11 protein-coding genes are annotated in these 14,149 nt (G+C 45.2%); 1 reads left to right on the top strand and 10 read right to left on the bottom strand.

All coding sequences use genetic code 11. The annotated features are described in order from the left end of the window. Positions 1–98: 98 nt before the first annotated feature. The 4 genes from L4B77_RS04785 to guaB all read right to left on the bottom strand — a co-directional run bounded on the left by L4B77_RS04785 (position 99) and on the right by guaB (position 6,382). Complete coding sequence (locus tag L4B77_RS04785; protein ID WP_261838986.1) at positions 99–692, bottom strand: acetate uptake transporter; 594 nt, start codon at positions 690–692, stop codon at positions 99–101. Positions 693–1,209: 517 nt separating this feature from the next. Further along, positions 1,210–2,874 carry a chitinase gene (locus L4B77_RS04790; RefSeq protein ID WP_429748833.1) on the bottom strand — a complete coding sequence of 555 codons (1,665 nt, stop codon included), beginning with the start codon at positions 2,872–2,874 and terminating at the stop codon, positions 1,210–1,212. 288 nt (positions 2,875–3,162) lie between these two features. After that, a complete protein-coding gene (gene guaA, locus L4B77_RS04795) occupies positions 3,163–4,716 on the bottom strand; it encodes a glutamine-hydrolyzing GMP synthase (RefSeq protein ID WP_429748835.1) in 1,554 nt (517 codons plus the stop codon). 202 nt (positions 4,717–4,918) lie between these two features. Continuing rightward, positions 4,919–6,382, bottom strand: a complete 1,464-nt coding sequence (gene guaB, locus L4B77_RS04800) for an IMP dehydrogenase (RefSeq protein WP_261838983.1) — start codon at positions 6,380–6,382, stop codon at positions 4,919–4,921. 313 nt (positions 6,383–6,695) lie between these two features. On the opposite strand from guaB, the gene xseA reads away from it, so the two are divergent. Further along, complete coding sequence (gene xseA / locus L4B77_RS04805; RefSeq protein WP_429748888.1) at positions 6,696–7,967, top strand: exodeoxyribonuclease VII large subunit; 1,272 nt, start codon at positions 6,696–6,698, stop codon at positions 7,965–7,967. 146 nt (positions 7,968–8,113) lie between these two features. Here xseA and L4B77_RS04810 read toward each other — a convergent pair whose 3' ends face one another. The 6 genes from L4B77_RS04810 to L4B77_RS04835 form a co-directional block, all read right to left on the bottom strand. Further along, positions 8,114–8,341: a zinc ribbon domain-containing protein gene (locus L4B77_RS04810; protein WP_429748838.1), complete on the bottom strand. Its 228-nt coding sequence runs from the start codon at positions 8,339–8,341 to the stop codon at positions 8,114–8,116. Positions 8,342–8,374: 33 nt separating this feature from the next. Further along, positions 8,375–9,379: a sensor domain-containing diguanylate cyclase gene (locus L4B77_RS04815; RefSeq protein WP_372039469.1), complete on the bottom strand. Its 1,005-nt coding sequence runs from the start codon at positions 9,377–9,379 to the stop codon at positions 8,375–8,377. Between the two features lie 290 nt (positions 9,380–9,669). Next, entirely contained in the window at positions 9,670–10,572 is a 903-nt protein-coding gene (locus L4B77_RS04820; protein WP_429748840.1) for an alanine--tRNA ligase, read from the bottom strand. Positions 10,573–10,703: 131 nt separating this feature from the next. Next, complete coding sequence (der, locus tag L4B77_RS04825) at positions 10,704–12,188, bottom strand: ribosome biogenesis GTPase Der (RefSeq protein WP_261838978.1); 1,485 nt, start codon at positions 12,186–12,188, stop codon at positions 10,704–10,706. Between the two features lie 157 nt (positions 12,189–12,345). Then, on the bottom strand, positions 12,346–13,506 hold the full coding sequence (bamB, locus tag L4B77_RS04830; protein WP_261838977.1) for an outer membrane protein assembly factor BamB: 1,161 nt from the start codon (positions 13,504–13,506) through the stop codon (positions 12,346–12,348). Positions 13,507–13,516: 10 nt separating this feature from the next. Next, on the bottom strand, positions 13,517–14,131 hold the full coding sequence (locus L4B77_RS04835; RefSeq protein WP_261838976.1) for a YfgM family protein: 615 nt from the start codon (positions 14,129–14,131) through the stop codon (positions 13,517–13,519). Positions 14,132–14,149 lie beyond the last annotated feature (18 nt).

The following is a 14,149-nucleotide window of genomic DNA, read 5'->3' on the forward strand; positions in this document are numbered from 1 at the left end:
TTAACCATTTCGGCTAACCCCTCTTATTTTCTCTGTTACCAGTCACTCGTCAAACGATGGATTGTTCACAATAAACCGTTTTTCTCAATATTAAGCGTTTACGCTGCAATTTCTTGAGGTGCTAGTTGAGGTGCTTTCTTCTCACCAATAGGCAGAACGGTACGGCCGTATTCGTTGTTGATCACTTGTGCCATTGCAAAGTAAATAGCAGAAGCACCACAGAAGATACCTTCAAAGCCAGCGATAGTGCCGATCAGTGCGTTGCCTGTGAAATGATTCGCAGCCAGTAGGAAGAACAAGATGGTCAATGAACCAAATACCACTTGCTTCGCTACTGGGTAGCATAGAGAACCGATGAACATGAAGCCGGTAAAGATACCCCATAACAATAGGTACCAACCCATGAAGCTTGCCGGGCTTGCTGGTAGCCCCATGTAAGGCATTACAATCAATCCAACTAAAGACAGCCAGAATAGGCCGTAAGAAGTAAACGCTGTTGTACCGAACGTGTCACCACGTTTGAAACACATAGTGCCCACGATAACTTGGCTCAAACCACCATAAAAAATACCCATCGCAAGGATCATTGAATCCATTGGGAAGAAACCTGCATTGTGGATATTAAGAAGAATGGTGGTCATACCGAAACCCGTTAAGCCTAATGGCGCTGGGTTAGCTAGTTTGGTCGACATTGCGAATTTACCTTATTGAAATGATTGATTAAAAAAAACCGATAATAGTTGTAAGAAAATTTTAATCGATAAACCACACAATTAGGTAACAGATCAAACGCAAACTAAGATTGCACAAATACACGCATTAAAAATACAGTGTCATAATACGCCAATTCTGCTCACTAAAATCCCTCCCCTCGTGGTGAGAAATGACGGTTGAAATACCAGTTTGAAGGCTGACGAGACTGTCGCCCTAATAGCGGCATTTTTTTGATGACCCGTGCCCTAGCCCCCTTTATTTATCGCTATACCGTGATGATATCCGTGAAGCATATAACCACTCCGCCGACGATGGCATCAATATTGTCTAACGGAATAATAGGTAATGTTATATCCCGCTTAAACACAACATTTGCAGCTCGATGCGTAGACCAAAAAGCCGAAAGTTGAATACTTCCGGCTTTTGCTAATTTAAAAATGCGTCAGATAACTCAAAGTAGAAACTAATGGCGCAAAAACTCTGTGAGTTCAGGCATTAATGACAACTGATTTCATCCCAAAACCAATTCGATTGAACTGGGCTTTCCCATACACCCGGGCCGTTTTTAGCCACGAAGCACTTACCGTTATGTGTCACTTTGTCCCCGTTACTCACCTGGCTAACACCCGCTTGCCAAGTGATAAACACCGATGGGTCAACAGGTGTTGGGTCTACCGGATTCGGCTCGACAGGATCGGGGTCTGTTACAACTGGCGGTGGTAGCTCACCCGCCACTAATTTCCAAGGGCCGCCGTTGGCAGGGTCATCCCCTTGTGTCCACCATTTCGCTTCGTAGGTTGCGCCATTATGAGTCACTTGGTCACCCGCGTTGTGAACCTTGGTCGCACTCCAACCATTACCACCCGGATCCGTTCCAGGGTCTACCGGATCCAGCTTATCGACCACTTTCACTTCCGGCCAACTCGCATGTGACCCATAAAAATTGGTCACACACTTCTCGTAATCGCCAGCCACCAGGGCGGAGTATGCCGTTTGGAAACCAACAAGATCACACTCAAACGAATAACCTTCAGGACGATCTGCATAGTATTTCCAGTTGCCATCCCAGTTGGTATATAGCACATCGGTTGCACCGTTGAGGTTCAAGCTTCCGTAAGGCGTTTGCTGCCAACAAGTATTGACTTCATCCGCTTCTATAGGGATGTCATAGTGCGCTGCTAAGCCTTCCCAGTAACGAATGCGGTTAACGGGTTGGCCTTTATCTTTGTTCTGCTCCCCACACTCGATACCACCATTAATCACGTTGATTGTGGTACCAAACCCATAACCAATGCCGGCATCCAATTCGCGTTGAGATGGCGCCCATGTGCGGTCAATAACATGCAGCATAGCGGGTTTAGGGGCTTGAGGGGTAAGGAAGAACCAAATAGCAGAAGCTAAGTTCAACCAAGAGTCCGCCACTAAGCCCGGATTATTGAGAAGCACCGTCGCATCACCATCAAACATCACTTCAGAGAACGCGCCGTAATTAAAATGGTAAGAAAGTTGTTTAGCACCACGTCCGAAGTAACCCTGCCCCGCAGCACATGGCCAGCGAGTATTCTGCCAATCGTTCTGACCACAACCTGTGGTGTAACCTTCTTGGCCTTCCGACCAACCCATTTCACGAACATGCACTAGCGCTTGCTGCCACTCTTCGAGAGCTAATGGGTTATCAGAGGTGTTGTCTATCGCGATATGGCCGCCCGTCTCTTGTGAGAAATGAGCAAAGGCCGTGATAATGGATTTCTTACAAATGGCGTCGGAATCACGGCCATCGGTATACTCTCCACAGAAGGCGGGAAATTTACCAATCGCACGTAAAAAGCGAGTATAAGTATATTCTGGTGCTGCCATCTGAGTGAGAAAATCCCATTCAGATTGAGGGAATACACGCTCGACTCGTTTCACGTTTTCGGGGTTAGAGGCTAAGCCAGGCTCAATCGCTTCAACAATACTGTTGGGGCGAGTCTGCAGTGCTTGTGACCAAATCGCATACATAGGATCGGACGTTTTCGCTTGTTCAGCCGCTTGTAGGGCTGACTTTTCAACAAGGTAACCATTCGGATTTTGCGGATCAGGTTGGATATTCAAAGACGCGTAACTGTGTGCTGCCAATGTGCAGCCAACCACTGTTGCCAAATATTTGATTTTTAACATGATGGATTCTCTTATCTGTCCTTAATAAGTCCATTAAAGAGTATGCCGCACATGTGAAATGGCCTAGTCGTTGCGATATGAATTTATAAAAAGTGCGAGTGATAGTTTTATGTTTCGTTCAACGCAACGGTACATCTCATGTTTTCTTAAAGCGATATCGAGTTTCCGAACGATTGATTTTCTGATCGTCAGTTACCGCCCCTTCATGCTTTGAGTCCTAATAAAAAAAGCCCCGAACTGAGTTCGAGGCTTAAGATCTTAGTCAAAGTTGGTTAAATCTCTAAGAGATTATTCCCACTCGATAGTGGCTGGTGGCTTACCAGAAATATCGTAAACAACGCGTGAAATGCCGTTAACTTCGTTGATAATACGGTTAGATACCTTACCTAGGAAATCGTATGGTAGATGTGCCCAGTGAGCAGTCATGAAGTCGATAGTTTCTACAGCACGTAGAGAGACAACCCAATCGTACTTACGGCCATCACCCATTACGCCCACAGAACGTACTGGTAGGAATACCGTGAATGCTTGAGATACTTTGTGGTAAAGGTCAGCAGCGTGAAGCTCGTCAATGAAGATAGCATCAGCACGACGCAGTAAATCACAGTACTCTTTCTTCACTTCGCCAAGTACACGAACACCTAGACCTGGACCTGGGAATGGGTGACGGTAAAGCATGTTGTATGGAAGACCAAGCTCTAGACCGATCTTACGTACTTCATCTTTGAATAGCTCACGTAGAGGTTCAACAAGGCCCATTTCCATATCATCAGGAAGACCACCAACGTTGTGGTGAGATTTGATTACGTGTGCTTTACCGGTCTTAGATGCAGCAGACTCAATGACGTCTGGGTAGATAGTACCCTGAGCAAGCCATTTAGCATTCTTCAGTTTCTTAGACTCTTCATCGAAGATATCAACGAATACGTGACCGATGATCTTACGCTTAGCTTCTGGTTCAGCTTCGCCTTCTAGAGCGTCAAGGAAGCGTTGCTCTGCATCGACTTTGATGATGTTTAGGCCAAACTTGTTGCCGAACATCTCCATAACCTGCTCAGCTTCGTTCAGACGAAGAAGGCCGTTATCTACAAATACACATGTTAATTTGTCGCCGATAGCGCGGTGAGCCAGCATCGCAACGACAGATGAATCAACCCCACCAGAAAGACCAAGGATAACTTCGTCGTCACCAACTTGTTCTTTAATACGTGCAACGGCATCTTCAATGATAGAAGCTGAAGTCCACAGACCTTCACAACCACAGATGTTAAGAACGAAGTTCTCAAGCATTTTTAGGCCGTTCTTAGTGTGTGTTACTTCTGGGTGGAATTGTACGCCGTAGTACTTCTTCTCTTCATTTGCCATAACTGCGTATGGGCAAGTCTCTGTTTCAGCGATCTTTGTGAAATCAGCAGGGATCTCAACCACTTTGTCACCGTGGCTCATCCAAACATCTTGAGTCGACTCAAGGTCAGCGAAAAGTGCCGATTCACCCGTCACTTGTACCGCTGCGTAGCCGAACTCACGCTCGGTAGACGTTGCGACTTTACCGCCAAGTTGCTCAGCCATGGTTTGCATGCCGTAGCAGATACCGAAAACAGGAACACCAGAATCAAATACGTACTGAGGTGCACGCGGAGAGTTCTCTTCCGTTACACTTTCAGGGCCACCAGATAGAATGATACCGTCTGGTTTGAATTCACGAATATCCGCTTCTTCTACGTCCCAGCTCCAAAGTTCACAGTAAACACCGATCTCACGAATACGACGAGCGACTAGCTGTGTGTATTGAGAACCGAAGTCCAGAATTAGAATACGTTGGTCATGAATATTTTTAGTCATTGTAAGCAGTCTTATTGGCTATGTGATAAAACGGAGGCGAGTTTACTCACCTCAGATTAACTCTTCAAGATATAAAGCAAACGTTTTCTTAGGTTATCTGTAAAGCGATGTTTTGCAAAAATCACTCTCTAAACAAAACAGGCGGTAGATAAAATAATGTGCCGACTAAATCAGCACATTATTCAAACGTTTGGACGTATTATTAACCTAAACGGTAGTTAGGTGCTTCTTTTGTGATTTGAACATCGTGTACGTGAGATTCTTTCATACCCGCACCAGAGATACGAACAAACTCAGCTTTAGTACGCATATCTTCAATCGTTGCAGAACCGGTTAGGCCCATGCTTGAGCGTAGACCGCCCATCTGTTGGTGAACGATCTCTTTGAGGCGACCTTTGTATGCGATACGACCTTCAATACCTTCTGGAACAAGCTTGTCTGCAGCGTTGTCAGATTGGAAGTAACGGTCAGAAGAACCTTGAGACATAGCGCCAAGAGAACCCATACCACGGTAAGACTTGTACGAGCGACCGTTGTAAAGAATCACTTCACCCGGTGCTTCTTCCGTACCCGCGAACATAGAACCAACCATCACACAAGATGCGCCAGCAACGATCGCTTTACAGATATCGCCAGAGAAGCGGATACCGCCATCTGCGATTACTGGAATACCATATTCGTTAGCCACTTCAGCCGCGTCTGCGATTGCTGTTACTTGAGGAACACCAACACCCGTAACGATACGAGTCGTACAGATTGAACCCGGGCCGATACCAACTTTAACCGCACTAACACCCGCTTCGATAAGAGCACGAGCGCCAGCGCCAGTTGCGACGTTACCACCGATGATTTGTAGATCAGGGTATGCAGCGCGAGTTTCGCGGATACGGTTAAGTACGCCTTCAGAGTGACCGTGTGAAGAGTCGATAAGTAGAACGTCTACGCCCGCTTCAACAAGAGCAGCAACGCGCTCTTCATTACCAGCACCAGCACCAACAGCTGCACCAACACGTAGGCTGCCGCGCTCATCTTTACAAGCGTTTGGTTTACGTTCTGCTTTGTGGAAATCTTTTGCAGTGATCATTCCAGTCAGTTGGAAGTCATCATTGACAACAAGCACTTTTTCAACACGCGCTTCGTGCATTTTCTCTTGAACTTCTTCACGAGTTGCACCTTCTTTAACAGAAGCAAGGCGAGCTTTAGGTGTCATTACAACATCCACTTTCTTAGAAAGGTCAGTCACAAAGCGAACGTCACGGCCAGTAATAATACCGACAAGTTCGTTTGTTTCAGTAACAACAGGGAAACCGGCAAAGCCGTGTTTTTGAGTAAGGGCGATAACATCAGCGATTGTCGCGTCAGGGCTTACGGTTACTGGGTGAGAGACCACACCCGCTTCGTAAATTTTAACCTGGCGAACCATTTCAGCTTGCTGCTCGATTGACATATTCTTATGAATAAAGCCAATACCACCTTCTTGCGCAAGGGCAATTGCTAGGCGCGCTTCCGTAACAGTATCCATTGATGCAGAGATCATTGGGATGTTTAAAGAAATGTTTTTCGTTAACTGAGTGCGAAGATCAGCGGTGTTCGGAAGAACGGTTGAGTGTGCTGGGACGAGTAAAACGTCATCAAAAGTTAAAGCTTCTTTTGCGATTCGTAGCATTTGCAATATCTCACAACAAAGGTGTTAAAAGGAGTAAATCCAACTTTATCGTTTCGCATAATAAAGTGATTTGGATTTGATATTGCAGACGGATTATACGCACGGCGAAATCGCTTGGCTACACATTTTTGTATTTTTAATTTGCATTTACCCCCTTGCTATGTATTATATTGCCGCTATCTTCCATACTCACGCCCTGTGAGATTCCAAGAAAGAGCCTCCTTCAAGGAAAGATAGTGCTTCTATGACTAATCCAAACATCTTCACTGTTTCTCGCCTCAACTCAGAGGTTCGTCTCCTATTAGAAAACGAAATGGGGATAGTCTGGCTCGTTGGTGAAATCTCAAACTTCTCGGCACCGGTCTCTGGTCACTGGTACCTCACGCTTAAAGACTCTCGCGCTCAAGTTAAGTGCGCGATGTTTCGTGGCAATAACCGCCGTGTCACTTTTAAGCCCCAGAACGGCAATCAAGTTCTCGTTAAAGCTCGTCTGTCTCTTTATGAGCCACGCGGTGACTATCAACTGATCATCGAAAGCATGCAGCCAGAAGGTGACGGTAAGCTTCAGCAAGAGTTTGAAAAGCTGAAGATGAGCTTGGCAGCAGAAGGACTCTTTGCTCAATCGAGTAAACAACCGCTTCCTGAACACCCAAAACGCGTTGGTGTTATCACCTCAAAAACAGGCGCTGCGCTGTTTGATATTCTTGATGTCCTGAAAAGACGCGATCCTTCATTACCAGTTGTGATTTACCCAACCATGGTTCAAGGCGAAGAAGCGGCCATTCAGATTGCTCAAGCGATTGGACGTGCCAATGAGCGCAATGAGTGTGATGTGTTGATTGTGGGTCGTGGCGGTGGTTCATTAGAAGACTTATGGTGCTTCAATAATGAGATCGTTGCTCGCACAATGGCAGCAAGCCAGATCCCGATTATCAGTGCGGTTGGCCACGAAGTGGACGTCACTATCGCTGATTTCGTTGCCGATATGCGTGCGCCAACGCCGTCAGCCGCTGCTGAATTGGTTAGCCGTGACAACAGTCATAAAGAGCAAGCCTTTGCCTCGAAACGCGCTTGCTTAGTTGGTGCGATTCGTCATCTGTTAATCAAACAAGCGCAATCCACTCAAACGTTGAAATACCGCTTAGAAAAACAACACCCGAGCTATCAACTGCAAAAGCAGAGTCAGCAGCTTGATGACTTAGACATGCGTTTGCGTCGTGGTATGGCTCAATACCTAAAGCAACATGCACAAGGTGTTGAGCGCAAGCAACATCAGCTTCAGTTAAACTCGCCAGTAAAACGCCTTGGTGAACAAAAGCTGCATTTGCAACGCTCTGAGCAAAAGCTGTTGGATGCGATGGATAAGACCTTATTGACTACTCGCCACCACTTAGCCATGGCCGCTGAGAAGTTAGAGACGGTGAGCCCACTGGCAACCCTCAAGCGTGGCTACAGCATTACTCATTCGGCATCGAGCAAGACAGTGTCATCCATCAACGATGTGGAGGTGGGTGAAGTGATCACGACCCAAGTTGAAGACGGTGTGATTGAATCGCAAGTGACAGCAAGAGTTGCCAAGGCCTAGCTCTCAATTCAACAGACACATGTAAACGTACAAACAATGTGCACATGAATACCAGCGCAACCAGAATAATACCAAAAAGGCCCAGTAACTTGATATTGGGCCTCAAAAAGCATCACTGATTATCGTCCTGCAATCGCTAGATAAGACTACTCAGTTTGTTGAAATTCGAATTTTACTCGCGACTTAGATTTAAGTTCGTTGCAATCGCCGTTACAGAAGTAGCTTGCAGCCCCACAAGCTTGAAGCTTCTCTAATTGATCGTTGCACTCTGGGCAAAAACCAATTTTATTAAAGTGGACCTGACAATTTCCACAATGGTACTTACCATCCCAATCTAATTCCGACTGGCATTTAGGGCAGATATTTTCACTCATTAGCATTTCCTAATTCATTACTATTGTTACAACCTACGGCTGCTGAGATTTAGCTTGCTTGATTTGGTACATGCTCTGATCCGCTTGTGCGATCAAAGCTTCTAACGACTCCGGATCCTTCGTATAAGAAAAACCCATACTGACTGTAAACTGAGTACCGTTAATAAAGAGTGCTTGCTCCAAGGCTCGCTGTAGGCCGTGATAGAAGTTAACTACGCTGGCTTGATTATCAAAACAAGAAAACACCACAAACTCATCCCCACCATAACGGCCAATTTTAGAACATGTTGAGGTTTCCTCATCAAGAACTTTAGCGATAATCAATAGCACCCTATCACCAAAACTATGACCAAATGTATCGTTTATTGATTTGAATTTATCGACATCAACAAACAAGCACGCCAACTCTTTATTCGCAAAACACCGTTTCGTTAAAACTTTCTCAACTTCACTTAGCAGTGCACGGCGATTCAAGCAATGGGTTAGAGAGTCATGGTTAGCAAAAAAATTAAGCTGGTTCTCAAGTTCATACTTCTCTAACGCTACCGAATACAAGGAAGCCAGTAGCTCCAAGATCTCTAATTCAAACTCATGAGGGTTAGAGGGAGTGCGACTGTAAATCGCGAATGTACCCAACACTTGGCCATGGGATGAGATTATGGGCACTGACCAACAAGCGTGTAAGTTTGCTTGATTGGTTAGGGTTAAAAAAGGTGCCCAGTTTGGATGGGTATTAATATTTGAGACAATAACGCCTTTCTTAAGTGCTGCCGCCTCTCCACAAGAACCGACCCCAATACCAATTTCGATCCCTTCTATCTGCTGATTATAAAAATCGGGCAAGTTAGGAGCACATTCGAGGTGCAAGGTATTCGACTCTGAGTTGAGCAGTAATATTGAAGCAACACGTTGCCCAAAAAGTTGTTCGGTAAGCTGAATGATCTTATGGTTTAAATCCTGACGATCCATTCCAAGAGCAAGCTTTCGAAGTAAACTGTTTACCGCGCGATGTCCTTCTAATAAAAATTGTTGTTTCATTGGCTAAAGCTTTCAATTGTGTCAATGGATTCATGCTTGTTCTGATGCAAACTTGTTATTGGTTAATAATAACACACGAAATAAGTGGCATGTTAGATCGAAGATCATTGGTTGATCTTTTGCTTTATCTATTTTGATCAGCGATCTACTCCAAAAAGAACATTTATATCACCACTCACCGAAAGCATAAGTTACATGTGCTGCATTTCAATTTTTAACAGACTTTTAAACTAAAAACATTAGTTAAAAACCACAAAAACAGAATAAGTAATTTCGAGTGATACGTTGAATCATCGAATTACATGCGTGAGCATTTCAATATGCTGCTCATCTAACTGGGTTAACCTTACCGATAGTGCTTTAAGTTCTGACATGCGCTCAATATGGGTTCCACCACAAGGAATGGAGACCAAAGTGTCAGCATCAAGTTGCCATTCCCAGTAACGAGAATCGGTCAGTGCCTGACCCTCTAACTTCATTGCGACTGACGTTGATTCGGCAAGCCAGTCAGCAATCACTTGATTCACATTCGCTTCAATACCTGCAAGGTTTTCCAGCATATTAGCGACATTCAAACCACGTTTCTTCAAAGTTTTGCCTAAACGATACTTATCGGTACACAGATCTGGTGTTACAAAACTGGTCACTTGCGCATAACTATTAAAGTCATAGTTACCTAACGGATCTTTTCGGTCCGCATCTTTACGCCAGTAGCTTTCAGCCAATACTCTATTCAATGCTAAGAAAGCGATGTGGCCAGCACTATGACCACGGCTCAAACTGGCTTGATACGCTTTATCAACGGATAACATGACTTCGTCGTTAACATGAATCATAGAAGCGGATGGCGGTAACTGATGGACAACCACGAACGCCCAACCTTCCGTATCGCGCTTAACAGAGATATCTGCTGATACAAAAAGTTTTCCAGTGGATTGTTCTACTGCACCAACCAGACAATCTTCGACTTGGTAGTGCGTGTCACCCATACTCACAACACCTTTGTCTGCTGGATGATCTGGCCAAATATGGCTTACAGGATGAAAAGGAGTCATATCTGTGATCAGATAAGTTTTGCTCTCATCGCTGTCAATATGCAATACCTTAGCATCAAGTTGCCAAGTTTGATGGCAAAACTGAGTGATAGTTGGGGTGACGGCAGTCGTTGAGGTTATTGAATCGCTAGTTGTCATATCGTTCTTCTTTTGGAATCTAGTCGGATTCGTTAAGCCATGATGATAAAAAAATATTGTTATGGCTTAACGTGAATTTTGCTTAAAAAAATACCCGAGGCAGGCTCGGGTATCAAATCTATTGGAAAGGTTTACTTACGACCTTTAACCATGCTCATCATACGCTTACGTTTACGTTCTTGAGAAATTGTCAGCTTGTTTGTCTTAGCTTCAAATGGGTTCTCGCTGTTCTGGAATTGAATGCGAATAGGGGTACCCATAATTTCTAGTGAACGACGGTAGTAGTTCATCAAGAATCGTTTGTATGAATCTGGCAAGTTACGAACTTGGTTACCGTGGATAACGATAATCGGTGGGTTGTAGCCACCAGCGTGTGCGTATTTCAGTTTGACACGACGGCCACGAACCATCGGCGGTTGGTGATCATCCGTCGCCATCTTCATGATACGAGTGAGAACCGAAGTACCAACACGAGTCGTCGCTGACTTGTAAGCTTCTTGTACAGACTCAAACAAGTGACCCACACCGGTACCGTGAAGTGCCGAGATAAAGTGAATACGTGCGAAGTCAACGAAACCTAAGCGACGGTCTAGCTCTTTCTTAACGCGTTCTTTAACGTCGTTATCTAGGCCATCCCACTTGTTTACGGCAATAACAATTGAACGACCAGCGTTCAACGCAAAGCCTAACAAGCTTAGATCTTGATCAGAGATGTTTTCGCGAGCATCGATAAGCAGCAATACAACGTTAGCATCTTCAATCGCTTTCAGTGTTTTAACCACTGAGAACTTCTCTACCGTTTCGTTGATGTTTTTACGACGACGAACACCCGCAGTATCGATTAGAACGTATTCACGCTCATCACGCTGCATTGGGATGTAGATAGAGTCACGAGTCGTACCTGGCATATCGTAAACAACCACACGCTCTTCACCAAGAATACGGTTTGTTAACGTTGATTTACCTACGTTAGGACGGCCAATGATCGCGAGTTTGATCGGTTGATCTTGAAGGCGCTTGAATTCTTCTTCAGCTTCTTCTTCAGTAAATTCAACCTGCTCTTCTTCATCTTCGTCTTCAAACTCAGTCAAATCGCTTACTTCGCCATTCTCAGCTTTTAGTGCTTCTGCGAATGGATTAAGCGCAAGGTCGATGAGTGCTGTAACGCCACGACCGTGCGCCGCAGCGATTTGGTACATGTCTTCTACACCAAGTTGCCAAAAGTCAGCACTTGCTGCATCAGGGTCGATACCATCAACTTTGTTTACGACAAGCATTGAAGGCTTTTCTAGTTGACGTAGGTGCTTTGCAATCGCTACGTCAGACGGTGTTAGACCTGCACGGCCATCGACCATAAATAGAACGACATCAGCTTCATCAATCGCTGCTAGCGACTGTTGAGCCATTTTCGTTTCAACGCCTTCTTCAGTACCGTCGATACCACCAGTGTCAATAACAATAAAGTCATGCTCACTGAAATGAGCGTGACCATATTTACGGTCACGCGTTAAGCCAGGGAAATCCGCAACCAATGCATCACGAGTTCGAGTCAATCGGTTAAACAACGTAGATTTTCCTACGTTTGGACGCCCTACTAGAGCAACAACAGGTACCATAACAACCTCTACAATTTTTCTCTAAATGTAGTTATAGGTAAGCACTTGTTCGCAAGTTTAAACTCTTACCTATAACCACACGGTTTATTAATTTTTAACAACAAAACGGCTCCTGACTGTTACCAACCAGGAGCCGACTGTGAATTATATCACGCTTTTATTGGCTAATCGTCAGTTTCTTCACATCGCCATTGCGAGTTGTCACTAAGTAGCCTTCCGGTAATTCAATTGGCGCAACTGAAAAGCCGCTATCATCAACGAATTGTTGAGCAACAAACTCGCCAGATGAACGATCTAACCAATGCAGATAACCTTCACTGTCGCCCACAACGACATAACCGTTAATGATAACAGGAGCTGTCAGTAAGCGATTTTCTAGCAATGAAGTACTCCAAAGTTCAGTACCACTGCGAGCATCAACGGCAACCACATGATCTTTATCTGTCACGACAAACAAACGGCTACCATCACTGGCAAGATCGATTGCAGACGAATAGTTCCGTTTCCAAATCGGCTTACCAGAACGAAGGTCGATAGCAATCAGCTGCCCATTGATGCCAACGGTATACAAAGTACCACCAAGAACGACGGGAGATGCATCAACATCAACCAAGCGATCAATTTCCGTTGCCCCTTTAGGTGTACCGACAGGCTGTTGCCAAATTAACTGACCATGGTCAATGATAGCAGCAGCTAAACGACCATTTGCTGTCCCCCAGAATACACCACCAGAAACCGCAACAGGTGTACTGTCACCACGCAGTGTTAAGCTTGGCACTTCAGTACTGATTGTCCACTTTTGCTCACCGCTCTCTTGATCTAATGCGATCATCATACCGCGACTCGTGTGAACGAGTACCATATTGCTATCGGTCGCGGGAGAGGCAAGCACCTCGCCTTTTACTGGTACACGCCACAGCTCTTCGCCCGTTGATTCATCCATCGCGATCACTTCGCCATTTTCAGAACCAACAAACACTTTACCGTATGCTGCTGTTAAGCCTCCCGATAAACGAGCCTGTACTTCTTTCTCAAGATCGACTTTCCACAGCTCTTTGCCTGTTTCAGGGTCAAGCGCTTTAACCATACCTTCACGGCTTGCAACAAACACTTTGCCGTAAGCCAATTCTGGCGTTAGTTTTGAAAAATAATGACCTACTCCATCACCAACCGATGTAGACCACTCCTGTTGAGGCGTGAACTCACTATTGACTGTTGGTAAGGGAGCCATGATAACCGTGTCTTCTTCGCTCGCACAGCCAGCTAATAAGCTAAGAGCAATCGCACACAACGCCACTTTTGGAAAGATCTTCTTCATGCCAAGTGCCTTATTTAGCTAGGTCGTCAAGTTTGATTTGAAGCGTTTGGCTCGCATCAGCAGCTTGCTGTGCTTCAGAGTAAGCGGTGTAAGCTGCAGCGGTGTCACCTTTACGAAGTAAGATATCACCACGCAGTTCTGCTGCTCGGCCTTTCCAAGATTCATCCTTAAGCGATTCTAGATCCTTCAATGCTGCATCAAATTCACCTTGCTCAGCTTTGATACGAACGACACGATAAGTCAGCAGTGGCTCAAGTGCCACATCTTTAGTGGCCGATTTTGCCCACTCAAGCTGTTCTAGTGCAGCCGCTAGCTCACCCGCTTGTACTTGTACTTTTGCTAATTGCATCGCAGCAAGTACTGAGTACTCAGCGTCTTTGTTTGCGTCGATGAAAGCTTGAATATCAGATTGAGCATCAACGCCTTTAGCAGCAAGAGTCGAAATAACAGAGGTGTAGTTTTCTGAAGCGGCTTCGCGTGCTTCAACAACGGAATCTTGGTAGTAGCGCCAACCAAATAGCCCCCCCAGACCAATAACCGCACCAAAGATGACGGCTTTGCCGTTCTCTTTCCACCAATCTTTAATGGCTTCAACTTGTTGCTCTTCGCTATCGTAAAGTTCCACTTCCTGTCCTCTTTAATT

This window comes from Vibrio minamisatsumaniensis (genome assembly GCF_050337445.1).
Taxonomy (GTDB): domain Bacteria; phylum Pseudomonadota; class Gammaproteobacteria; order Enterobacterales; family Vibrionaceae; genus Vibrio; species Vibrio artabrorum.